The following is a 24,161-nucleotide window of genomic DNA, read 5'->3' on the forward strand; positions in this document are numbered from 1 at the left end:
CATGGACAATGAAGCAACCGAACCTGTTGTAAGAAGAATTGCAGCCGTAGGCGACATCCACATACGTGAAACCGACCGTGGCAAATGGTCCGACTATTTCCGGGATATCTCGGAGCAGGCGGACGTGTTGCTGCTGTGCGGCGACCTGACCGACACCGGAAGGGTAGAGGAAGCAGAAATTCTGGCAAAGGAGCTACGGACCTGTACCATACCTGTAATTGCTGTGTTAGGCAACCATGATTTTGACCGCGATCAGCAAAAAGGCATCCGCAAGACCCTGATCAAAGAAGGAGTGCAGGTACTTGATGGCGACTCGGTGGTGATCGGGAATGTAGGTTTTGCCGGCATCAAAGGATTTGGTGGTGGCTTTGACCAGGGCATGCTGGGCATGTTTGGCGAGAAGATGATGAAGGACTTCGTGCAGGAGGCCGTAGACGAAGCCCTGAAACTGGACGCAGCCCTTTCACGCCTGGACAGCGAGCACACTGGCCTGAAGAAGATTGTAGTGATGCACTATGCACCTATTAAGGCAACGGTGGTAGGCGAGCCTGAGCAGATCTTCCCCTTCCTGGGATCTTCGCGCCTTGCCGAACCAATCAACCGTCGGGATGTGGTTGCTGCCTTTCACGGGCACGCCCACATAGGAACGCTGGAAGGAGAGACCTCGCGGGGCGTAAAGATATTCAATGTATCGAAGCCAATACTTACCAAAGCCGGCTACCTGCTGCCGTTCTACATCTTTGAAGTATAAAGTATAAAATCAATAAACAAGAACAGCCGCTGAGTTATTAGCGGCTGTTACTTTTTATTGTAGCAGGTAAGGGGTGTGTTGTCTTTTGCTTCGTAGCTTTCTTTCTTCCTCAGTCTTACTTGCTACTAGTTTCATTTTACACTTTTGGTGCGCTCAGGGCCGCGGGGCCTCGTCCTCGGGCATCGCGCTGTCTAGCTTTCCTGCCTAACGGCTGCCACTATCGTGGCACCGGAAACCCAGAATGCGCTCAACCCAAGGACTGGAAACAGGTTCGATAGCAGAAGGCAGTGGCAATGCAACTGGAGCTATATGTAGAGACAGGTCGTGACCTGTCCGCACTATACCTGCAGCAATGAAACTCATACTTCAAAGAATAGCTACAGCCGTAAAGCTCCCCTCCTTAGACAAGGAGGGGTTAGGGGTGGTTGGACCACAGCAACCATGAAACTTATACTTGCAAAGGCAGATATTTCCCGCTAGGGAGGGGTAGGGATGTGTTTATACTTCGAAGTATAGCAAACCTTATGCTATTCCCTGTCTTTTCGGGCCAGTTGAGTCAGAGGCGTAACACCATTGTTAGGACAAGCCCGACTAACTAAAGAGCTACCCGATGAGGTGGATTTTGCCATTTGTTGCAGTGCCTACGCTGGCACTGCCTCCTGTTTCTGCAGTACGTTCAGGTGGTCGAGTATCAGGTGAAACACATCGGTGGCTTGTATAGTGGAGGGCAGCGAAACTTTGCTGTTTCGGGTAAGCAGCACCGGCCATTTCTGCTTATCCTCCGGAATCCGGCCATAAGAGCCTTTCACCAGGGTGGCGTCCAGCGGGGTGATGTCCATAAGCGTGCGGAAGCCCAGTTTCTTCTTGAGCAGCTTTCCGGCCACTAAAGGCATCAGGAATCTGATATTCGGGTCGGTGAACAGCTCTGCCGGATCGTAGCCCGGCTTTTTGTGGATCTCTACAGTTCGTGCAAAGTCAGGCGCTTTTATATCATCGAGCCAGTAGTAGTAGGTGAACCAGGAGTTTGTATCCGCTATGGCTACCAGGTCGCCGCAACGGTCATGGGCCAGGCTATACTTGTTGCGTTCATCTCCATCCAATACTTCCTCCACGCCGGGCACCTGCTCCAGAAGGCGTTTCACTTCTGCAAGTTCTGCCTTGTCTTTTACATAGATGTGTGCCACCTGGTGGTCGGCCACGGCAAAAGCCCTGCTTATACCGGCGTCTAAAAGCTCGGTGCCTCGCTCTTCGCGTACCGCAAGGTAGCCGGACTTCCGAAGTACCCGGTTCAGGTGCACAGGGTTGTTTACGTCCGATATACTATACTCTGAGAGCACGATCACCTGAGCGCTTCTTGCTTCATAAAAGCTGATCAGGTCGGCACATAGGGCATCAATCTCCTGCAGGTCGGTGGCAATGCGCGGATCAGAAGGACCCAGGCGCTGCAGGTTATAGTCGAGGTGCGGGAGGTAAATGAGCGTGAGGGTAGGGTTGTACAGATCATCAGTTATTTTGGAGGCTTCGGCTATCCAGCGGCTCGATTCAATGGAGGTTTTTGGTCCCCAGTAGCTGCACAGGGGGAAAGTGTTCAGCCTTTGTTGCAACATATCGCGCAGCCCGGCAGGGTAGGTATAGCAGTCGGGAAGTTGGCAGCCATCGGCCAGGTACTGCGGGCGGGGCGTCAGCGTGTAATCCGCAGACGAGTACATGTTGTACCACCAACACATGTTGGAGCAGGTAAAGCCGGGGTCAGCAGCTTTGGCAACCTCCCATACTTTCGGTGCCTGCACCAGCCTGTTCGATTGCCGCCAGAACCTGATCTCGCATTCGTCTTTAAAGTACCAGCCGTTGCCTACAATGCCATGCTCTTCCGGTAACTTGCCCGTAAGGTAGGTAGCCTGTGCGGTACAGGTAACGGCCGGCACTACCGGTTGAATGCTGGCGCTCTGTGCACGAGCAGCCCACTCGGCCAGGAAAGGCGTGTTCTCACCGATCAGCGATTGCGTAAGGCCTACTACGTTCAGTACTACCGTTTTCTGCATGGTTTGTCTGGTTTATAGTTTTTATAACCCTGTCCAGCTCCCGTTGTATCAGCAAACTCCGGCTGTTGTGTCAGCCAGTACAATGCTTCCGGGGAAGTTGCCCTTTGCAGAGGCTCCAGCAGAAATTGACGTGTCTGTTTTAGATCAGCCTGATAAACCGTCATGTTAAGCCGTGTAAAAGTGTTTCGATCTGATTCCGTTTTTTGTTTTGAACTGCAACAACTCTACTGTGTACTTATCCTGTAATTGTAACCAAGCCAGGTAGTTAGGTGTTGTTGCTGCTTTGATTTTAGATTCTAGAGAATACGGGATGTGCTGAAGCAGAGTTTAAAAGTTCTATAGAGTCTTTCTAATGTATAATTAACCTGTGCTAAAAGGCATTGTGGAAGGTTTAATTGCAAGTGCAAAGCGAGACGTAAAGGACGTATGCCTTTGAGTAGAGTTAGGGCAGCGGCAAGCGATAGCAGAACTGCATGCAAACAGGACAACGATTTATACTTGCCAGAGCAGGCATAGCGAAGAATTTTATACTTTTATACTTGGAACAAACCGGTTAAGACTATGCTGAAAATATATCATAACAACATGTGCAGCAAAAGCCGCCAGACGCTGCAACTCCTCCGTGAGAGCGGCCAGGAAGTAGAAGTGGTGGAGTACCTGAAGCATGCACCCACGGAGGAGGAGCTAAAGGAGGTGCTGCAAAAGCTGCAGCTCAGACCAGAGCAGCTGCTGCGAAAAGGGGAGAAGCTCTACAAAGAGCAGTTCGCCGGCAAACAGTTCTCCGACGCAGAATGGATCCGGATCATGTCGGAAAATCCGGTGCTGATCGAGCGGCCGATTGTGGTGAAGGGCGACAAAGCCGTGATTGGCAGGCCACCGGAAAATGTGCAGGCTTTGCTGTAAAGTATAGCTGAGATACTAGATATCAAAAACAGCAGCGGAGGAAGGTATACTTTCTCCGCTGCTGTTTTTGTTAAAAACTTACCTCTAGTTTATAGTATAGCTTAAGGTTATTTTCTGCAGGCCCGGCTGCAGGTGCCTTTCCAGCGTGTAGTTTCTGTCAGTTAATGTCTCTTCCGAAAAACTAATCACATCCGTACCTGTCTCCTCATACCTGCTGAAGTTGATTCTGTTTGCTTCAATATCCGACTTGAGCTCTTCATAGTTAAACTCATGATCGAGCACTTTCGCGATCCAGAGTGCTTTTGAGAAAACGTTACTCCACTTCGTGTAATCGGTTTTGTCGTTGCGGAGCCTGAACTCTACGGATACGGTAAAATGCTCGCACCCGCCACGGGAAATTAAGAGTGTATCGCCCTGGGGCAGGAGAAAGCTAGCCGTTCGCGTTTCCTGGTTCCACTTATATCCCTTCAGCGCAGCCACAACTCTTAAAAATTCATCTGTTTGTGTCGCCTGATCGAAGATACAGTCTTCTGCCTCAGCATCTTTTGGAGTAGCCTTCCCCGTGTTAACCTGTGCCGTGGCGTTTGGAGTGACCGGACTTACGGGAATGTCTGATGTTACGCCTGTGCTTTCCTCTGCTGGCTGCTCCGGTTTATTGTCCTGAGTAGCGTTGGAGCAGGAAGATAGAAACGCTATGAAGAGGAAGTAGAGTAAAAGCTTTCGCATAGATCAAGCTAACAGTTGTTTATGAAACTTTGGGGATTGCGGGATTCATAACTATTCGTCGACAAAAGTGCTGATGCGGAAAATGGATTTTGCTTAACCACTAATACCCGTTGTTTTATACACGATATCAGCGGGGCGTTGTACTCTTGTCTTTCTGTTCCCTATTCTTTCGATTAATGGGAGAGTATGTGTAATCCTTCTGTAACAGAGCTCACAAAATTGACTTGTTTGCCTTTATTGCTTTCGTAAATGAAGTCGGTAATGCTTTTGCCGGTATATTTTTTAAAATCACCCACAATAGCCAAACGAACACGATAATTGGAAAACTTTTGAAGTATTTCTCCCGCTACTCCGTTTTTCAGGTCAAAAAAATCAGGTGTGATATTCCTTTCGTGAATAATAAGTTTATCGAAGTCCTGGAAGTACAAATTCCCTAATAGGTTTACTCCATCTTCAATGTTATTAATCTCGGTGGCGTCCGAAATCACTTCGGCAATCTTTGTATTGTTGATATGGTGAACTTCAATTTCCATTTTGTCTGTCCATCAATTTGTATACCACCGCTTTTAAAAACGTCCGCTAACGGTATTCGTGCAGCTGATGGGCGAGGCATAGCCAAGCATATAGGCTGCACCTTGTTAGCGGTTAGTTCTTTTTAATTTTCCCCCTGTAAATAACTCATATAACCATCCACTGCATTTTGTATCATGTTTGGTACTTCTTCATACTCATAGTTCGGGCATTTTTTAGGGTGTAGTTTTATGTCTGCCCACATTTGATTTATTTCATGCAAATCTTCTTCTGAGAACTCAAACTCCTGTTCAGACAGAATTTCATAAGCACTGATTTTTGCTTCATAGCTTTCGTAGAAGAGTATTTTAAAAATCTCTTTTAAATTTTGGCTACAATCTAAGCCTTCCAATGCAAAGACCATAGTGCCATTATATTTATGGTTTTCTCTCTTGAATATAGATTCCAACAATGGCTCAACCGCTCTATTGTCTTTCATATCTTTTAGAGCCAGAGCTGCACAATTTCTTAGTATTGGGTCTTTAGATTTGAGCAGAGACAATAGAAATCCTAAAACTTCGTCTCCCCCAATTTCTCCAAGGCGATAAGCAGCAGTTCTCATTCTTTCCCATTCCTGTGAAAGAATATCTTGTTTTAACTGGTCAATTTCTTCTTGCTGTGTCAACTGTTCAATTTATAGTTGGTATTGCCGCTAACGGTCTGGGCTATGAGATGGCGAAGCTTCCTCATAGGTGTGGTTGGGGAGTAGTTATTCTTTTGCGAACTCAGAAATAAGAAGTGTATTATGCAACCCAATAGATGAGTGCTCATTTAGAAACATGCAGTAAAGTAATGCTCCTTTTCCCTTTTTTACTTCTTTATTGAATGGCTTTTCCAATTGCTGTTGTATTGGAGCCCAAAATTTCACTTCTCCTATTTGGAAGAGATACTCATTCTCAACAAGTCCGTCTAATTGTTCAGAGTTACCACCAAACAGTTTAAAAACGTTTTTCATTGACTTCATCACTTGTGCGTCCACTTTCCTTTTCTCGCCTAAGTATGTGGCGCTAAAACGGTATTTGTCAACTCTGGTGTAATATGCAGCTTTTCCTGAATTCGCTTCTATACTGTCAGCATATTGCTGTTCAAACTTTAAGACTTCTTCCAGATTCACCTTAGGATAATTTCTATTCCATTCTTCAAATCCGGTTTGGGGAAAACCTTTACCTGCAAAGGCGATAGTAATGATGAAAATTATAAGTACCTGTCTTATCATTTCTTTATTTGTAATTTACCCCAACGGGTAGTGTAAACAGCGTGCTAGGCCGTCGGCCGAAGCATGATGTATACACAATGTTATAGTGTTGTTTTATTCTTTTAAACAAAGGTAATATTCCAAGTTTCAGGTCTGTTTATTTTATCTCCTCACCCATACAGGTCGTATTTTATTTTTCTTTATTATCACACACATTCTTATTAGAGAATTAAAGCCCTGCGGTTTTATGCAACTTGTGTTTAGACTAAAAGTTTAAAAGCAAATTATCATTACGGTAGTTGAATTGATTAATTCAATAATATTTGCGAAATACTGATGTTAAGGCCTTTGTAGAGAGTACCATAGTTATCAAAACTTTATATCTTTTTAGACACAAGCTGTTATTTATCTAAGAGAGCTTTTCTAAATTTTTCCTCAGACTTATCAATATATTTTGAATAACCTTCCCTATCTATGAACGGTGCCACTGGGTCAGCAACTGTGTCCCTTTGTTTCAGCTTAGCAGCCATATCAAAAAAGCTCGCATGAGGCCCTAAGAAAATGTCAGTGGGGATACTTCTCAATTTTTTAAAGCTCAGTTTAAATTCCCTTTGAAGTTCAGCATCATACTTTTCTCCAAATAATGAACTTGGGATTACAGTAAGGCTGCTGGTGTTTACGGCAAGTAATTTTCGGTTACCATCTGTAACGGGGAAAGTCCAGGTGGTGCTTCCAGGCGTGTGGCCTGGTGTTATATGTGCCGTCAGTTCAATGGGACCCAGTACGATTTTGGTGCCATCTTTGAATTGATGGTCAATGTGAGGTGCAGGGTATTTGGCTAGTCCGGTGTATATTAGAAAATTCATCAAACCAATATTGCGTTTCCCAGCACCACCGGATTCAATTAATTCTGCGTCTGGTTCACTTATCCAAAGCTCTGCCCCCGAGGCTTCCTGTAGAGCAGCCAATCCGCCTGCGTGGTCTACGTGAGCATGTGAGTTAAGTAATATTTTTACATCAGTGATCTTAAAGCCGAGTATGCCAATATTTTTAATTATCATTTCGGTGTTACCTGGATAACCACCATCAATTAAAACATGTCCTTGGGAGCTAGTCAACAGAAAGGAAGTCATTTCTTTCGTGCCGACATAATAAAGGTTGCCGGCAATGCGAAACGGTTCTTGCCTTATCTCTCCGCCTTTATCAGAAACGGCTTTCCATTGAATTGAAAGAAATACCAATAATGCTGAAAATAATGTCAGAAACCCTAACCAAATTTTATGCTTAAGGCTTCTATGGCTTTTAAACGCATAAATGAAACGTGCCAATACTGCCCCTGATAATGAAGTTAGACACAGCACCAATATGATTCTCATACCCGGCGCTGAAAGAATCCAAGACAAAGCAACGACTAATAATATGGCAAGTAAGGCACCGACTAAAGTCCACTTTGGCAATGAGTTCTTATTTAAAAGACCTGATAGCGAGGTATTCATAGCTTTAAGGTTTAAATATAAAAGTACTTTGTCTGGCAAAGCTAAATATTTAGACCAGAAATCAAATTAATATTCACCTAAAGAATTATATTTAGATGCCCTATAACTACTGTATAAACGACAACATACGCTTATCTGCACTATGTACGTAAGTACTCTATCTCTAACCTACAGCACAATCTGATCAGCAGAGGCCCGGTTCAGCGCGATTGGAATGTTGTTGAGCACTGCCGTGCGGATGAGCGTTTGGATGTCGTGCTCGTGGCCGTGCGGTGTTTCCACATCGATAAAGAAAACAACCTTGTCGATCTGGCCCTGCAGGATCTGGGCTGCCAGCAATATGTCGCCGCCGCTTGGTCCGTGTCCGAACGCCTCTACGTTCATGTCCAGCAGGTCGTTGATCATTTTAGAGGTATTGGTGGTACCGATCAGGCGGTAAGTGCGCAGCGCATCCTGGTTGTTCTTTACCCAGTTCAGGAGTTCGGTCTTCTTGTTGTTATGGGCGATCAGTGCGAGTGTCTTCATCGTTAAGTTTTTTAAAGTTATAAGTATGCCCGACTTTACCCGGCAACTGTACCTGCAGTAAAAGTATAGGCACAAGCAAGTTACCAATTCAGTTGTATTAAGTATAGCACTGGCCAAATATTTTAGATGTTTTGCAGAGCGCCCGAAGTATAAACAAGGGAGCCGAATGATCTGAAGTATAAAACAAAAGCCCCGGCGTTGGTATACGCCGGGGCTTTTGTTTTATACGTTCTGCGTTAGCTTATTCTGTTGTCAGATCGGCCTCTACGTGCTTTGGCTTAGAGCCGAAGAAACCATAGTACATAATATACAGGTAGCAAGCCAGCGGCACCAGGAAGGACAGCTGCAGGTTGCCGGAAACATCTGCAATGTAACCTTGCAGTGGCGGAATAATAGCACCACCCACAATGGCCATTACCAGCAGCGAAGAACCCTGGCTGGTGTGTACACCCAGTCCGTGGATCGCCAGCGTAAAGATGGTCGGGAACATGATCGAGTTGAACAGACCGATTGCTACGACGGCCCACAGCGCTGTAGTGCCCTAAGCAAAGCTGGTTATTAGCAGCAGCACCATTACCGCACCTGCAAAGAAGCCCAGTGTTCTGTTTGGCAGGAAGCGACCCATCAGCAGTACAACAAAGTTCAGGACAATCAGGCCCAGCGTAATAAGTGCCTCGTTCAGGCCATACACGCTGAACATGGTTACGAACACAACCGCAGCGATCAGGCCCATTACAATGTATTTGGTGTTGCTGTTTCGGAACTGTGCCAGCGCCACCGCGCCAAAGAAACGGCCGATCATGGCACCACCCCAGTAAAAGGCCAGGTAGTGTTTGCCTTCCGCCTCGTCCAGGCCGGCAATTTCAGGAAGCTTAAAGAAGTTGATCAGCGTACTTCCGATGGCAACTTCACCACCCACATACATAAAGATACAGATGATACCCAGCACCAGGTGGCGGTATTTTAACGCTCCGGCGTCTGCAACGATCTTGCCTTCGCCGGAAATATGAGGCAGCCTGGATACTTTGATGAACACGGCCAGCAGCAGGAGCGCACCGGCAAGGCCCAGATACGGCATCTTTACCGAGTCGGCATTTGCTTCTGCCACGGCTTCGGCACCCTCAAAAATCAGGTAACCACCAATAAGCGGCGCTACCGTAGTGCCCAGCGAGTTAAGCGCCTGCGTCATGTTCAGGCGGCTGGCAGCTGTTTCGGGTGTGCCAAGTATGGTAACGTATGGGTTGGCGGCAATCTGCAGGATGGTGATACCGGAGGCCAGTACAAACAGGGCCAGCAGGAAGAAACCGTAGCTCTGCGTATCAGCAGCAGGGTAGAAGAGCACGCAGCCAGTGGCAGCCACCGTTAGCCCCACAATGATACCGTTCTTATACCCGATGCGCATGATCGGGTCGCCTTTTGTTACGGAGAAAATAAAGTAGAAGAGCGAGATGATAAAGTACGCTCCAAAGAAAGCCGTCTGGATCAGCATGGCCTGCCAGTTCTGCAAGGTAAATACCTGCTGCAGTTTCGGGATCAGGATGTCATTCAGACAAGTAATGAAGCCCCACATAAAGAAGAGCAGCGTTACGGTTACCAGGGGGCCTGTGTAGCTCTTGGTGGTGTCGTGGCCTGTTGCTGCCACGTTGGGTTTAGTTTGGGGTGAGGTTCCAGCCATTAGATTGTAGTTATGTTTGGGCTAAAAAGGGTCTTAAATTAAAGATTTTGTGAAGATATATCTATCGAAACGCATATTTTTATTCTGAAGCTACAGTATAGTGGTAACAAATCGGCAGGTATTGCTGCTTTTTAAAGTATACGTTTTTGTCTTTGTGTCTGATTATCAATTACAAATAACAACATGTCAACAGCATGCTCCTAAGCCATACTTTATTTTGAAATTTTTGTTCTGCATACCGTGCCGTACCGCATCCTCTCTTCGTACGTGTTCAGCCTGAAAGACCTGTTTGTCATTCACTAAATAAGTATAGTTAGCAGATGATAAATAATACTACATATAAATATTATACCTACTTTTAACGTGGTTTACTACACCTAAGCCCTATCATTTTACTATGCGGAAACTATACTTTTTATTCTTTCTTTTCCTTGTTGTTCATGTACAGGTAGTTGCCCAGGCTGTTACTACCAAGCCTTATTTCCCGTCAGCAGACCAGGAAGTTACTCTCATTTTTGACGTAACGCAGGCCAAAGACGCCCGTGCCAAAGGCTTGCTCGGCAAGACCACCGATGTATACTTGTGGTCAGGGGCTGGTTCTACGGCAACCGGCGACGCTTTCCAGTACCAGCCCGCGGGCCAGACCGACTTCTCGAAGCCTTTTAACCCGGGCAAGATGACGTACCTGGGCAACAACCGCTGGCAGATAAAGCTGGTGCCCCGCCAGTACTATGGTGTGCCTGCGGGTACGCCCATCCGTAAGCTCGGGGTGCTGCTCAAGAGCGGCGACGGCAAAGCCCAGACCGAAGACTTTTTTGTGACGATCTACGACGGAAGTATGAACGTAGCGCTCCGCACACCTGCGGAAAAAGACTTCTATGTAGATGCTAACACCCTGATCCCTGTAAAAGCGTACGTTTCGAAGAATTCGGATATCACCCTTAAAGTAGACGGAGCGGTTGTAACAACGGTACAGGACAAAGACTCCATTACCTATCAACTGAACGCGGGCAACCAGGCTGGTGTCAGAAAAACCGTTGTGCTGGAGGCCGTGGCTGGTTCAGAGAGCGCATCGGCAACTTTCAACTACACGGTGAAGCCGCAGCCGGCTGTTGCTGCACTTCCTGCAGGCATAAAAGACGGCATCAACTATACGGGTGGCAGCAGCGCGGTACTGTCGTTGTTTGCCCCGGAGAAAAGCTTTGTGTACGTGATCGGGGAGTTCAACAATTGGCAGCCTTCGCCCCAATACCTGATGAAGCGTACCCCGGACGGCACCCGTTACTGGCTGGAACTGACTAACCTGCCGGCAGGGCAGGAGGTAGCCTTTCAATACCTTGTGGATGGTACCATAGCCGTAGCCGATCCTTACGCTGAAAAGATCCTCGACCCGAACAACGACAAGTACCTGACCGCTGCCAATTACCCGAACCTGAAGCCTTACCCGCAGGGGGCTAATGGCATCGTATCGGTGCTGCAGACAAACCAGACTCCTTATAACTGGAAGGTAAAGAACTTCGAGCGGCCGGACCCCAAGAACATGGTGGTGTACGAGCTGCTGGTGCGCGATTTTGTGGCTACCCAGAACTATAAAACCCTTGCCGATACGCTCACTTACCTGAAAAAACTGGGCGTAAATGCCATCGAGCTGATGCCGATCATGGAATTCTCAGGGAACAACTCTTGGGGCTATAACCCGATCTTCTACTTCGCTCCGGACAAAGCCTACGGTACCGAAAACGATCTGAAAGCCTTTATTGACAAGTGCCACGAAAACGGCATGGCCGTGATCCTGGACATGGTGCTGAACCAGGCCGATTACGAATTTCCGTATGTGAAAATGTACTGGGACGGATCTAAGCCTGCTGCCAACAACCCATATTTTAACCAGCAGGCCACGCACCCTTACAGCGTGTTCTTCGATTTTAACCACGAAAGTGCCGCTACAAAAGCTTTTGTGGAGCGGGTGAATCGCTATTGGCTGGAAGAGTATAAATTCGACGGCTTCCGGTTTGACCTATCCAAAGGATTTACCCAGAAAAACACCGGCAACGACGTAGGTGCCTGGAGTGCCTACGATGCGACGCGTGTTGCTACCTGGAAGCGCATTTACGATGAGATCCGCAGCTACGACCCGACGGCTTACGTTATGCTGGAGCACCTGTCTGAGAACAGGGAGGAAAAAGAACTGGCTGACTATGGCATGCTGTTCTGGGGCAACCTGAACTACGACTACCGCAACGCGGCAAAAGGAAATGCTTCTAATTTCGAATGGATCTCTTATAAGCAGCGCACCTGGCAGCAGCCCTACGTGGTGGGCTACATGGAGAGCCACGACGAAGAGCGCCTGATCTACGATGTGGTGAAGAACGGCCGCTCGGAGGGTACCTACAACACCCGCAACCTGACCACTGCCCTGAACCGTGCAAAGCTGGATGCTGCTTTCTTTTTCCCGGTGCCTGGCCCGAAACTGATCTGGCAGTTTGGTGAACTTGGCTACGACGTATCCATCGACTATATTGGCCGCACCGACCCGAAGCCTATTCGCTGGGAGTATCAGCAAAATACAGAGCGTCAGAAGTTATACAAAGTATACGCCGAACTGATCAAGCTCAAGCAGACCTATCCTGTTTTCAAGACAACCGATTTTAACCTGCAGAGCAGTACAACCGTGAAGCGGCTTATCATGAAAGACGAAACGATGGATGTGTTCATCATCGGCAACTTCGACGTGAAGATACAGAGCCCGGAAGCCGGTTTCCCGATGGCAGGTAAATGGATCGACTATTTTACCGGTGAAGAGGTAAACGTTACAAACCCGTTGGAGCAGATCGTGCTGCAGCCGGGTGAGTTCCGCCTATATACTTCTGTGAAGCTTCCGACCCCGGAAAGCGGCCTGGTGCCATGGCAGGGAGTGGTGCTGGCAGCCGAAGACGAGTTGCCGGAAAGCCACACCGTACAGGTGTACCCGAACCCGGTAGAGCACACAACCGTGGTAGAGCTATCGGATGATTACCGTGGTGAGGTAGAGCTGCAGTTAAGCGACCTGAGCGGACGAGTGCTGAGAACAACGAAAACTGTAAAACACCAGCAACGCCTGCAGTACCCGTTGGAGCTACGCCAGGTAAAAGCTGGCACCTACCTGCTGCAGGTAAAGAAAGGTGAGCAAAGAGTTACAAAGAAGCTGCTGAAACTGAATTGATCAATTTCAGGGAAGTATAGCCTGAGCCTTCAAACGCCCGGTGCTATACTTTCCTGATTTCAATGCTCACTCAAAATATGGCTGAAACTTCTGCTTATACTTAGTAAGTGGATATGAGCATAAGTTCCCTTTGATTCGTTTATCGCTTGAATTACTTTTAATAAAAGGAAAGCATAAGTGAGGAGCGGTATTGGTATTGTTCTATTTAAATAACATTTTAAACAAAAATAAGCAAAGGCTGTACTATAGTTGTACGCTTTAGCTTAAGCTATAAAGGCAAGGTGTAACATAAGTTGATGTGATACCATTGATGGTATATTTATCATTGAATCAGCCTTTCTGTAAGCATGTAGTACAACAATAGCTTTACCTGAAATACCTGACGGAGTGATGATTGTGTAAGATGCTCAATAAATACCTTGAAGTAAATTTTTTAGTTTCGATTGGATAGACTATATTTAGTCATTTAAATATTGAACTTTTAAGCTTTAATCCAGTATAAAGCGGGGTTTATTGGTTTAAAACAGGGTGTGCCAGCATGAAAAGGGTTCTATAATAGCTTAGATGAAGGCTATATTTTTTTGTCAAATCGGTATGTACGTAAACCAACTTTTTTGTGGTTGGGGTGCACAGCTTTTTATTTTAGGACACATCTTATTCCAGAACCTTTCCAGGCATTTTTCCTTGCCTGCCCAATACCTGTTTAAGCATCACCCCAGTTTTTTAACAAGACCTTCCCAGTTATACATGTCTTTTACTATTGCCCTTACAGGATGCTTGATCAGCAGGAAGGGAGGCAGGTATTTTTCTCAAGATCTTACATGCATCTTTAAGAATAGTAACAACAGGTGTGCTTCGCAACTCAGGTTCTCGGAAGCCACATACATAGATTACCCTTACCCGTTCTTTCCTGCTACACCCAGGAGAAACGGGATTTTTTATACATCCTAAATGAGAGAATTAAACAGACTATTAATCAAAAATCTATGCGAAAAAAGTCTACAAAACGGCTAGGCAAATTTAGCTTAACTGTGGCGCTATGTTGCTTCTACATGGCTGGCAATGCCCAGAGCAGTAACAGCAACGGTGATATACTTGCGACAAATTATAAGATCGAGAAGACGAATCGGGCTTCCTTCCAGGAGGTAGCGGTGCGTGGTAGAGTAACGGATGAGAACGGTGGAGGCTTGCCAGGTGTAACCGTGGTGCTGAAAGGCACTACGAAGGGCACATCTACCGACGCAGACGGTAACTATACCATATCGGTGCCAGCGTCCGGTGGTACACTGGTGTTTTCCTTCATCGGCTATACTACGCAGGAGCAGGCCATCGGCAACCGTGCCACAGTAAACGTAAGCATGCAAACCGATACCAAAGCCCTGCAGGAAGTAGTGGTGGTTGGTTACGGTACCCAGAAAAAGAGTGATGTGACCGGATCGGTAACTTCCGTAACATCCGAGGACTTTGTAAAGGGCCAGGTAACCACTCCGGAGCAGCTCATCCAGGGCAAGGTAGCCGGTGTGCAGATTACTTCTAACGGCGGCGATCCAGGATCAGGAGGTCGTATTCGTATCCGCGGTGGTGCTTCCCTTAAAGGTAGCAACGATCCACTGATCGTGATAGACGGAGTACCGGTAGATAACAGTACGGTTGCCGGATCAGGTAACCCGCTTAACTTCATCAATCCGGATGATATCGAGTCGTTCAACGTATTGAAAGATGCATCGGCAACGGCTATCTACGGTTCGCGTGCATCGAACGGCGTTATCATCATCACTACCAAAAAAGGTAAAGCTGGTGATAAGCTTAAAGTAAACTTTACAACACAGAATTCTGTCTCTGACGTGACCAAAACAGTTGATGTACTTTCAGCTGATGAGTTCCGCAGGGTTGTGAACGAACGTGGATCGGAGTCTCAGAAAGCTTTGCTGGGTACTGCTAACACCAAATGGCAGGACCTGATCTTCCAGAAAGGTTTTACTACAGATAACAACCTAAGCCTTTCAGGTGCTTATAAGTCGTTGCCATACCGTATATCGCTTGGCTATCTCAACCAGGAAGGTATCCTGAAGACATCAGAGTTTCAGCGTACATCTGCTGCTGTTAGCCTGAACCCAAGCTTCCTGGACGACCACCTGAAAGTAAACCTGAACGTGAAAGGTGCTCTTACCGACAGCCGTTTCGCCGACAAAGGTGCTATAGGTGCCGCCATTGCTTTTGACCCAACTCAGCCCGTTTATCAGGAGAACAAGTTTGGTGGCTACTACCAGTGGACGAACGCAGACGGAAGCTTTAACCCATTGGCTACACGTAACCCATTGAGCTTACTGGAGCAGCGCAACGACCAGGGCGATGTGAAAAGAAGCATTGGCAACCTGCAGCTGGATTATAAGTTTCACTTCCTTCCGGAGCTGCGTGCTAACCTGAACCTGGGTTACGATGTAACCGACAGCGATGGCTCTACAAGCTTCCCGGCTACGTTTGCTCCAAACTTTGCCGAGGGTGGACGTGTAAGTTCTTTTGCACAAAAGAAAACCAACACGCTTACTGATTTTTACCTGAATTATGTAAAAGAACTGGGTTTCCTCCAGAGCAGAATTGACGCGACAGCCGGTTACGGCTTCCAGGAATTTGTGACCGAGAACCCACAGTTCCCGGTACTTAATGCAAAAGGTGATCTGATTACCGAAGCAGGCAGACCACAGGAAATACCTTATCGTCTGAAGTCTTACTTTGGTAGAATCAACTACTCTGTGATGGATCGTTACCTGTTAACAGCTACCATCCGCCGAGACGGTTCTTCCCGTTTCAGCGAGAACAATCGTTGGGGTACGTTCCCTGCGCTGGCTGTTGCCTGGAGAATCAACGAAGAGGCGTTCCTGAAAAACTCCGGTACCGTGTCTGAATTGAAACTGCGCTTGGGTTATGGTAAAACAGGACAGCAGGATATAGGTTCTTCGTCTAGCAGCGATGTATTCCCATATCTGTCCCGTTACACCTTGGGCGACAACACTGCGCAATACCAATTAGGCTTTGATGCACAGGGGCGTCCGGTTTACTATGCTACTTTCCGCCCTGAAGGGTATGATGAGAACATCAAGTGGGAGGAAACACAGACCTATAACGCCGGTCTGGACTTTGGCTTCCTGAATGGCAGAATCAACGGTAGCCTGGATTATTTCTTCAAGGATACCGAAGATCTTCTTGCTACTATTTCGGTTCCGGCAGGTACTAACCTGATCAATGAGCTGACCACCAACGTTGGCAACATGGAGACCAGAGGTCTGGAAGCAGCCCTGAATTTCGGTATCATTTCCAATGAGAAGTTAAATTGGGACTTTGGTGTTAACGGTACTTACATCAACCGTGAAATCACAAACCTGAGTAAGGTAAAGGATGAAAACTCGATTGGTTACCTGGTAGGTGGCATTGCTGGTGGTACTGGTAACAACATCCAGGTGAACACAGTGGGGTATGCGCCAAACGCCTTCTATGTATACAAGCAAGTGTATGACCAGAACGGAAAGCCGGTTGAAGGACTTTATGCTGACCTGAACGGTGATGGTATTGTAAACGAAAGCGACAAGTACCGCTACAAGAATCCGGAGCCAAAAGTATTCATGGGCTTTAATTCAGATCTGAATTACGGCAACTGGAACTTCAACTTTGTGATGCGCGGCAGCTTTGGCAACTACATGTACAACAACATCTACTCAAACAACGGTGCGTACAGAGCCTTCTCATTCTCCAATTACCTGACCAACGTGTCGCCAAACGTACTGGAGACTGACTTTGAGAACTTCCAGCTGTTTTCGGACTACTATGTAGAGAATGCCTCGTTCCTGCGCATGGAGAGTGCCAACCTGAGCTACAATTTCGGCCGCATCCTGAATGAAAAAGTGGGTGTGCGCCTGAATGCCGGTTTGCAGAATGCTTTTGTGATAACGAAGTATAAAGGCCTTGATCCGGAGATTGCAGGTGGTATCGATAACAACTTCTATCCAAGACCACGCATGTATACACTTGGCCTGAACATCGAACTTTAATTTTTAAGGAACAGAACCCATGAATAAGAGATTCATAAGAAATATTTTGATGGCAGGTGCGGTTACCATGATGGCAGCATCATGCGATCATAGCCTGGATATTGAGCCGAAGTATGATGTTGTGTCGGCTAACGTTTACAAAGATTTCAATAACTATAAACCGATACTGGCTAAGCTGTATGCAGGCTATGCCGTTACCGGGCAACAAGGCCCTACGGGTAAGCCAGACATTTTAGGTGGTGACGAGGGTGCTTCCAACTACCTGCGCCAGTACTGGCAGGCTCAGGAGCTGTCTACCGACGAGGCGGTAATTGCCTGGAACGACGGCAACCTCCGCGACCTGCACGAGATGGACTGGACGCCGGCAAACGAATTTTTACGTGCCCTTTATGACCGTATCTACTACCAGGTAGCCCTTACCAACGAGTTTATCCGCGAGTTATCCGATGATAAACTAGGCGAGCGCGGCATTACCGGCGCTAACCTGGAAGAAGCGAAATTTTTCCGTGCTGAAGCCCGCTTTCTGCGTGCCCTTAGCTACTGGCATGCACTGGACCTGTATGGCAACGTGCCGTTTGTAACAGAAAAAGAGAAAGTTGGGGCATTCTTCCCGGAGCAGACAAACCGCCAAGCGCTGTTTACTTACGTCGAGAAAGAACTGCTGGAGTTACAGAACGAGTTGATGCAACCTGCTCCGGGTAACATGACCAATTATGGCCGTGCTAACCAGGCTGCTGCCTGGATGCTGCTTGCTAAGCTGTACCTGAATGCGGAAGTATACACGGGCACTGCCCGTTATGCAGATGCTGCCAGCTATGCTAAGAAAGTGATCGATGCCGGCTATCAACTGGAGGAAGAATACGATAACCTGTTCCTGACTGACAACAACAAGTCGAGAGAGATTATTTTCCCGATTACGTTTGATGGTTTAAGAACAACGACTTGGGGTGGTATGACATACCTGGTACACGCACCGGTTGGTGGTAGCATGCCGGCAGCGGCATTTGGCATCAACGGTGGCTGGGCTGGTTTACGCACCACTAAAAACATCGTAAACCTTTTCTCTGACATCACCGGCGACACAGACGAGCGCGCCAATTTCTGGACTAACGGTCAGAGCCTTGAGATTAACGATATCTTCACGTTTACAGATGGTTATGCGATAACCAAGTATAAAAACGTAAGCTCTACCGGGCAGGTAGGCTCCGACCCAACAGGTAACCACCCGGATACAGATTTCCCGATGTTCCGACTGGCAGATGCATACCTGATGTATGCTGAAGCATTGTTGCGAAGCGGCAACAATGCTGCTGAGGCACTGCCGTATATCAATGCACTGCGCACAAGAGCCTATAATGGAACTGGCGGTAACATTACTCAGTCGCAGCTGACGCTGGATTTTATCCTGGATGAAAGAGCACGCGAACTGAAGTGGGAAGGACACCGTCGTACGGACCTGATCCGCTACAAGCGCTTTACAGAAGGCTCTTACCTGTGGCCTTGGAAAGGTGGTGTGAAAGACGGACGTGCAGTGGAAAGTTTCCGCACACTGTACCCACTGCCGACTTCAGACATCACAGCTAACCCTAACCTGAAGCAGAACACCGGATATTAACATGTGAATAAGTATGGCGCGGTGATAGAAGCCGCTCCATACTTTATACATCCATCATTATAGAAATGTATTTATGAAAACCTGGTACAATAGATTATTTATACTCAGTATCATGTCTTTATTGCTCTTCTCTTGCGAGAAAGATGAAGACCGTATAACCATCAGTACAGAAGGGGCACCGGCTCTGACCGCATCAGCCACAACCTTAGTGCTGACTCAAGAAAATGGGGGAGAGGAGGCCGTAAAGTTTTCCTGGTCGCCACTCAACCTGAAATGGAGTCAATCAGATGTTGCTTACAACGCTGTAAAATATACATTGCAGCTATCTCCTAAGGGAAGCAATTTTGCCACGCTTACCGAAGTATTGGCCGATACAGTAGAAAAGACTTTTACTGAATCGGAATTAAACGCTGTTCTTACCAAACTGGAGCTGCCTGCAGAAGCTGCAGCACAAGTAGATGTAAGGGTAAAAGCCACTTATGGAGGTAATGTGGAGGCAGTATATTCGGCTCCTGTTACACTAACTGTTACACCATACAAAGATATCCCTGTTTATCCGTCGCTTTATGTTCCGGGAGGTTACCAGGGCTGGAGCCCGGATGTGGCACCACGCATTTCTTCGGCTAAAGATGACCAGAAATACGAGGGATTTGTTAATTTTCAGGAGGCATCAGAATTCAAATTTACCAGTGCGCCAAATTGGAACAACACCAACTACGGAACCGGTGGAGCAGGTAAATTAAGCACTACTGGTGATAACCTGAAAGTTGAGGAGCCTGGATACTACCTGTTAAAGGCTGATACAAAAGGGTTAACCTGGGAGGCAATCAAAACTGCCTGGGGTGTTGTTGGCGATGCAACCGGCAGCTGGGATGTAGACAAAGACCTAACCTACGATGCAACGGAGAAAGTATGGAAAGCTACGCTACCGCTTACTGCAGGTGAGATCAAGTTCAGAGCAAACGATAAGTGGGATATCAACCTGGGCGATGAAAAAGATGACAGACCAGCAGATGGTGTTCTGGAGTTTGGCTCTGACAACATCAAAATTGAAGAAGCGGGTACTTACGAAATCACGCTTGACCTGAGCAATCCAGCTTACTACTTGTATAAGTTAAAGAAACAATAAAGCAAATACTGTTCGTTATTGGCAGTACTTATCAGATATATAAACCCGGCAACCTCAACTTGCCGGGTTTATTTTTAAATTAGTATTCCAGTATATCCTAATGAAAGAAAACCCGAAAGCATGAAGATTTCCTGCAAATCACTTTTCACCCTTGCTCTTTTATCCTCTTTTATCTTCCCGGCTTCGGCACAAAACAGCCCTGTAAAAGGGGTAGGCGCCATTAGCTCGGTAAACATACAGGGGCAGAAAGTAAACATCACCACCAATCAGAATGCGCATGTGGAGGTTACTGTTTACAGCCCGACCATCGTGCGCGTGCGCATGGACAAGCAACCCCTGGCCGCTGATTTCTCTTACGCTGTCATTGCACAACCAAAACAAACCAAAGCCAACATCACGCAGTCTGCCAACGAAGTAACCATTGTTACCGACTCGCTGCAGGCGCGTATTACCAAAAATCCGTTCGCCGTGGCCTTTTATACCCGCGATGGCAAAGTAATTAACCAGGACGAAGCCGGCCTGACTACTTCCTGGATAGGGGAAGAAGTAACCACCTACAAAAAAATGCAGGAAGGTGAGCGCTTCATTGGTCTGGGCGAGAAGACCGGCGGCCTCGACCGTAGAGGCAGTGGCTATACCAACTGGAACACCGATGCGTATGGCTACACGGTGGGGCAGGACCCGCTTTATGCTACCATTCCTTTTTACATCGGCATACACAGCGGCCTGAACTACGGCATCTTCCTAGATAACTCGTACCAAAGCGATTTTAATTTCGGTGCCAGCAACAACCGCTTCTCTTCTTTCGGGGCGCAGGGCGGTGAAATGGATTACTACTTCATCCACCACAAGAAAGTAGCCGACATCATTACTTCGTACACCGACCTGACCGGCCGCATGAACATGCCGCCGCTCTGGAGCCTGGGTTATCAGCAGAACCGCTACTCCTACTATCCGGACACTGAAGTATACCGCATTGCGCAGACGCTACGGGAGAAAAAGATACCGGCAGACGGCATCACCCTGGACATCCACTACATGGATGCCTATAAGCTTTTCACCTGGAACAAGGAGCGCTTCCCGAACCCGCGCCAGATGACGGACAAACTGCGCCAGATGGGTTTCCGTACGACTGTGATTGTGGATCCGGGCATTAAAGTGGAGGATGGCTACGCTGCTTATGAAAGCGGTAAGAAAGCTGACATCTTCCTGAAGTATGTGGATGGGCAGAATTACTCCGGGCAAGTATGGCCGGGCTGGACCCACTTCCCGGATTTTACGAGCGAGAAAGGCCGTGCCTGGTGGCGCAATGAAGTGAAGCTGTATGCCAACGATGGCGTGGACGGCTTGTGGAACGACATGAACGAAATCGCTACCTGGGGGCAGAAAATGCCGAACAACGTGCTCTTTGATTACGATGGCCACACCACAACGCACAAGGAAGGGCACAATGTATATGGCCTGCAGATGGCCCGTGCCAGCTATGAAGGCGCCCGGGAGCACATGGGCAACCGCCGTCCGTTCCTGCTTACACGTGCAGGCTTTTCAGGTACGCAACGCTATGCTGCCATGTGGACAGGCGACAACCGCGCCGAAGACAACCACATGCTGTTGGGTATCCGCCTGCTGAACAGTATGGGGGTTAGCGGCATGCCATTTACAGCCATGGATATAGGTGGCTTTACCGGCAATCCTTCGGTAGGCCTCTATGCCCGCTGGATACAGTTGGGAGCCTTTACGCCATACTTCCGTAATCACACCGGCGTTAACACCAAATCAGCGGAGCCTTGGGCCTTTGGCGAAGAGGTGACCGAGATTGCCCGTAACTTCATCAGCCTGCGCTACAAGCTGCTGCCTTACATTTACTCATCTTTCTACGAGGCTACCCAGAATGGCCGTCCGCTCATGCGTACTTTGGCTATTGACTATACACACGATGCCAAAGTATACAACAGCGAGTTTGACACGCAGTACCAGTTTGGCGAGGCATTCCTGATCATGCCTTTCGAAAGCGGCAAGAACTATGGCAAAGTATACTTCCCGAAAGGAAAGTGGTACAACCTGTACACAGGCGAGGTAGAGACGGGTAACCGGGAAGAGATGATCCCGATCGCTTTCAACAAGCTGCCGGTTTATGTGAAAGAAAGCAGCATAGTTCCGATGCAGTCGCTGATCCAGTCGACGATGGAGAAGCCGACCGATACCTTGACCGTGCATGTGTACAAAGGCGATGTGGCCAACTCGTTTGTATACTACGAGGACGACGGCGAAACCTACGATTACGAAAAAGACGCCTACTACAAGCGCACCATCAGCTACGATCCGAAGAAAAAGACCATCACGTTCGACAAAACAGATGGCTCCTTCAAATCGAAGTTCAATAATGTGAAGGTGGTGCTGCACGGCTTCGATGCCAAAACTAAGTATAAATTCAACGGCAGAAAAGCCGATGTTCAGGATGATCTTGCTTCCTTCCTGGCGCCGATCTCCCGGTTCGATCCGCAGGGTACATCTAACCCGGTAGAAGGCTACAAAGTGAAAAATGTTGTGGTGAAAAACAGCAACGATACATTTACCATCAGCTATTAATATCTTTGAAAGCATCCGCATCACTTGTTTTTGCGGATGCTTTTCTTTTATACTTTTAAAACAACATTTACAGGTTCCTCGAACTCATGAAAAAACTAAAATTACACCATTTCTTACCCTTAGCCGCTTTAGCCCTTACTACAGGCTGTAGTACGCCGGCCAAACTAGGTACAGACGCCGATAAGAAGGCAAGCGAATGGCCAAAAGGTGTTTCCTACGAGATATTTGTGCAGTCTTTCTGCGACTCCGATAAAAACGGCATAGGCGATATCAAAGGCATGACCTCAAAGCTCGATTACCTGGATGATCTGGGGATTGAAGCTGTCTGGCTGATGCCGATCAACCCTTCGCCATCTTACCACAAGTATGATGTAACCGACTACTATGGCATCCATCCGGACTATGGTACCATGGATGATTTCAAAGAGTTTGTGAAGGAAGCGCACAAGCGGGATATCAAGGTAGTGATGGACCTGGTGCTCAACCACTCCGGCAACGGGCATCCGTGGTTTAAAGAGGCCGCCAAAGATCCGAAAAGCCCCTACCGGGACTATTATGTGTGGGCGCACAAAGATGACCCGCAGACAAAAGGAGAGGGCAAAACCACCGGGGCCGACTCGTTTAACGTGAATCACTGGCACAGCGTAGAGGGCAGCGACTACAAGTACTTTGGTTACTTCTGGGGCGGCATGCCGGACCTCAACTTCGACAACCCGAAACTACGCGAAGAAACCTACAAGATAGGCAGGTACTGGCTGAAGGACGTTGGTGTAGACGGTTTCCGTCTGGATGCTGCACGCCACATTTACCCGGACGATCGTGAGAAAGACAACCACCAGTTCTGGGAAGAATTCAGAAGCGAAATGCAGAAAGTGAAGAAGGATGTGTACCTGGTAGGCGAAGTATGGGCTGAAGCCGAGACGGTAGCCCCTTATACCAAAGGCCTTCCTGCTTTGTTCAATTTCGAAATGAGCTGGGCCATTCTTAAGGCCCTGAACACAGGTCGAGGTGATTCGCTGGCCATAAAGCACGCCCAGATCATAGATATTTATGACGATGTTAACCCGGATTTTATAGATGCGACCATCCTGAGCAACCACGACCAGAACAGGATCATGAGCGAAATGAACGGCGACATGAACAAAGCGAAACTTGCGGCTGCGCTGCTACTTACGCTGCCGGGCTCTCCGTACATCTACTATGGCGAGGAGATTGGTATGAAAGGCAAAAAGCCGGATGAGGAGATCCGCGAGCCTTTCCTGTGGGATGTGAAAAGCAAGGATGATTGCCGTACTACCTGGATGACGCCGAAAAACAACACAGAACAAACCGTAACGCCGGCAGCCGTGCAGGCAGCAGATAAAGCTTCGATCCTGAACCACTATAAAACGCTCATCAGGCTGCGCAATAACAGCAAAGCGCTTACTTATGGTGCCATTGAGCCGATTCGTTTAGAAAACAAGGCGATCAGTGCCTTCTTACGGACAAATGAAGACGAGTCGGTGCTGGTGCTACATAACCTTTCCGGAGCAGCTACAAGTATAGAATTGCCGGCAAGCCTGAAGGAGCATAAATCTGTAGTTTTCCAGAATAATAATGCAAAGCTGTCGAGAAGCGCCGTTCAGTTGCCGGCTTACAGCACATTGATTCTGAAGAAATAAGTAGTTCTTTCAGCCACATCAAAATAAAACCATTGC

17 protein-coding genes are annotated in these 24,161 nt (G+C 47.6%); 8 read left to right on the plus strand and 9 right to left on the minus strand.

Annotated elements, in window-relative coordinates:
• Position 1: 1 nt before the first annotated feature.
• Positions 2 to 751 carry a metallophosphoesterase family protein gene (locus MJ611_RS07920; RefSeq protein WP_250429132.1) on the plus strand — a complete coding sequence of 250 codons (750 nt, stop codon included), beginning with the start codon at positions 2 to 4 and terminating at the stop codon, positions 749 to 751.
• Positions 752 to 1,392: 641 nt separating this feature from the next.
• Here MJ611_RS07920 and MJ611_RS07925 read toward each other — a convergent pair.
• Positions 1,393 to 2,793: an alkaline phosphatase family protein gene (locus MJ611_RS07925; protein ID WP_250429133.1), complete on the minus strand. Its 1,401-nt coding sequence runs from the start codon at positions 2,791 to 2,793 to the stop codon at positions 1,393 to 1,395.
• 561 nt (positions 2,794 to 3,354) lie between these two features.
• On the opposite strand from MJ611_RS07925, the gene arsC reads away from it, so the two are divergent.
• Positions 3,355 to 3,696 carry an arsenate reductase (glutaredoxin) gene (arsC, locus tag MJ611_RS07930; RefSeq protein WP_250429134.1) on the plus strand — a complete coding sequence of 114 codons (342 nt, stop codon included), beginning with the start codon at positions 3,355 to 3,357 and terminating at the stop codon, positions 3,694 to 3,696.
• Positions 3,697 to 3,780: 84 nt separating this feature from the next.
• Here arsC and MJ611_RS07935 read toward each other — a convergent pair whose 3' ends face one another.
• The 8 genes from MJ611_RS07935 to gluP form a co-directional block, all read right to left on the minus strand.
• Entirely contained in the window at positions 3,781 to 4,422 is a 642-nt protein-coding gene (locus tag MJ611_RS07935; RefSeq protein ID WP_250429135.1) for a hypothetical protein, read from the minus strand.
• A gap of 173 nt (positions 4,423 to 4,595) precedes the next feature.
• On the minus strand, positions 4,596 to 4,955 hold the full coding sequence (locus tag MJ611_RS07940; RefSeq protein WP_250429136.1) for a DUF4180 domain-containing protein: 360 nt from the start codon (positions 4,953 to 4,955) through the stop codon (positions 4,596 to 4,598).
• A 122-nt stretch (positions 4,956 to 5,077) separates the two neighbouring features.
• Positions 5,078 to 5,617, minus strand: coding sequence for a HEAT repeat domain-containing protein (locus MJ611_RS07945; RefSeq protein WP_250429137.1), 540 nt, complete (start codon positions 5,615 to 5,617; stop codon positions 5,078 to 5,080).
• Between the two features lie 84 nt (positions 5,618 to 5,701).
• Complete coding sequence (locus MJ611_RS07950) at positions 5,702 to 6,208, minus strand: hypothetical protein (protein ID WP_250429138.1); 507 nt, start codon at positions 6,206 to 6,208, stop codon at positions 5,702 to 5,704.
• Positions 6,209 to 6,588: 380 nt separating this feature from the next.
• The gene (gene bla / locus MJ611_RS07955) at positions 6,589 to 7,683 is read right to left on the minus strand and encodes a subclass B3 metallo-beta-lactamase (RefSeq protein WP_250429139.1); all 1,095 of its coding nucleotides are present in this window, start codon (positions 7,681 to 7,683) and stop codon (positions 6,589 to 6,591) included.
• A 168-nt stretch (positions 7,684 to 7,851) separates the two neighbouring features.
• Positions 7,852 to 8,208, minus strand: coding sequence for a methylglyoxal synthase (locus tag MJ611_RS07960; protein WP_250429140.1), 357 nt, complete (start codon positions 8,206 to 8,208; stop codon positions 7,852 to 7,854).
• Positions 8,209 to 8,449: 241 nt separating this feature from the next.
• The gene (locus tag MJ611_RS07965; protein ID WP_250429141.1) at positions 8,450 to 8,698 is read right to left on the minus strand and encodes a hypothetical protein; all 249 of its coding nucleotides are present in this window, start codon (positions 8,696 to 8,698) and stop codon (positions 8,450 to 8,452) included.
• A 51-nt stretch (positions 8,699 to 8,749) separates the two neighbouring features.
• Positions 8,750 to 9,883 carry a glucose/galactose MFS transporter gene (gene gluP, locus MJ611_RS07970; RefSeq protein WP_250429142.1) on the minus strand — a complete coding sequence of 378 codons (1,134 nt, stop codon included), beginning with the start codon at positions 9,881 to 9,883 and terminating at the stop codon, positions 8,750 to 8,752.
• 397 nt (positions 9,884 to 10,280) lie between these two features.
• On the opposite strand from gluP, the gene MJ611_RS07975 reads away from it, so the two are divergent.
• From MJ611_RS07975 to MJ611_RS08000, 6 genes are all read left to right on the plus strand, one after another.
• Complete coding sequence (locus MJ611_RS07975) at positions 10,281 to 13,085, plus strand: alpha-amylase family glycosyl hydrolase (RefSeq protein WP_250429143.1); 2,805 nt, start codon at positions 10,281 to 10,283, stop codon at positions 13,083 to 13,085.
• 1,031 nt (positions 13,086 to 14,116) lie between these two features.
• Complete coding sequence (locus tag MJ611_RS07980; protein ID WP_250429144.1) at positions 14,117 to 17,131, plus strand: SusC/RagA family TonB-linked outer membrane protein; 3,015 nt, start codon at positions 14,117 to 14,119, stop codon at positions 17,129 to 17,131.
• Between the two features lie 19 nt (positions 17,132 to 17,150).
• Complete coding sequence (locus MJ611_RS07985; protein WP_250429145.1) at positions 17,151 to 18,746, plus strand: RagB/SusD family nutrient uptake outer membrane protein; 1,596 nt, start codon at positions 17,151 to 17,153, stop codon at positions 18,744 to 18,746.
• A gap of 112 nt (positions 18,747 to 18,858) precedes the next feature.
• Positions 18,859 to 19,875, plus strand: a complete 1,017-nt coding sequence (locus MJ611_RS07990) for a SusE domain-containing protein (RefSeq protein ID WP_250429146.1) — start codon at positions 18,859 to 18,861, stop codon at positions 19,873 to 19,875.
• A 120-nt stretch (positions 19,876 to 19,995) separates the two neighbouring features.
• Entirely contained in the window at positions 19,996 to 22,464 is a 2,469-nt protein-coding gene (locus tag MJ611_RS07995) for a glycoside hydrolase family 31 protein (protein ID WP_250429147.1), read from the plus strand.
• An 86-nt stretch (positions 22,465 to 22,550) separates the two neighbouring features.
• Entirely contained in the window at positions 22,551 to 24,125 is a 1,575-nt protein-coding gene (locus MJ611_RS08000) for an alpha-amylase family glycosyl hydrolase (RefSeq protein ID WP_250429148.1), read from the plus strand.
• Positions 24,126 to 24,161 lie beyond the last annotated feature (36 nt).

The organism is Pontibacter ruber (assembly GCF_023630205.1).
Lineage (GTDB): Bacteria > Bacteroidota > Bacteroidia > Cytophagales > Hymenobacteraceae > Pontibacter > Pontibacter ruber.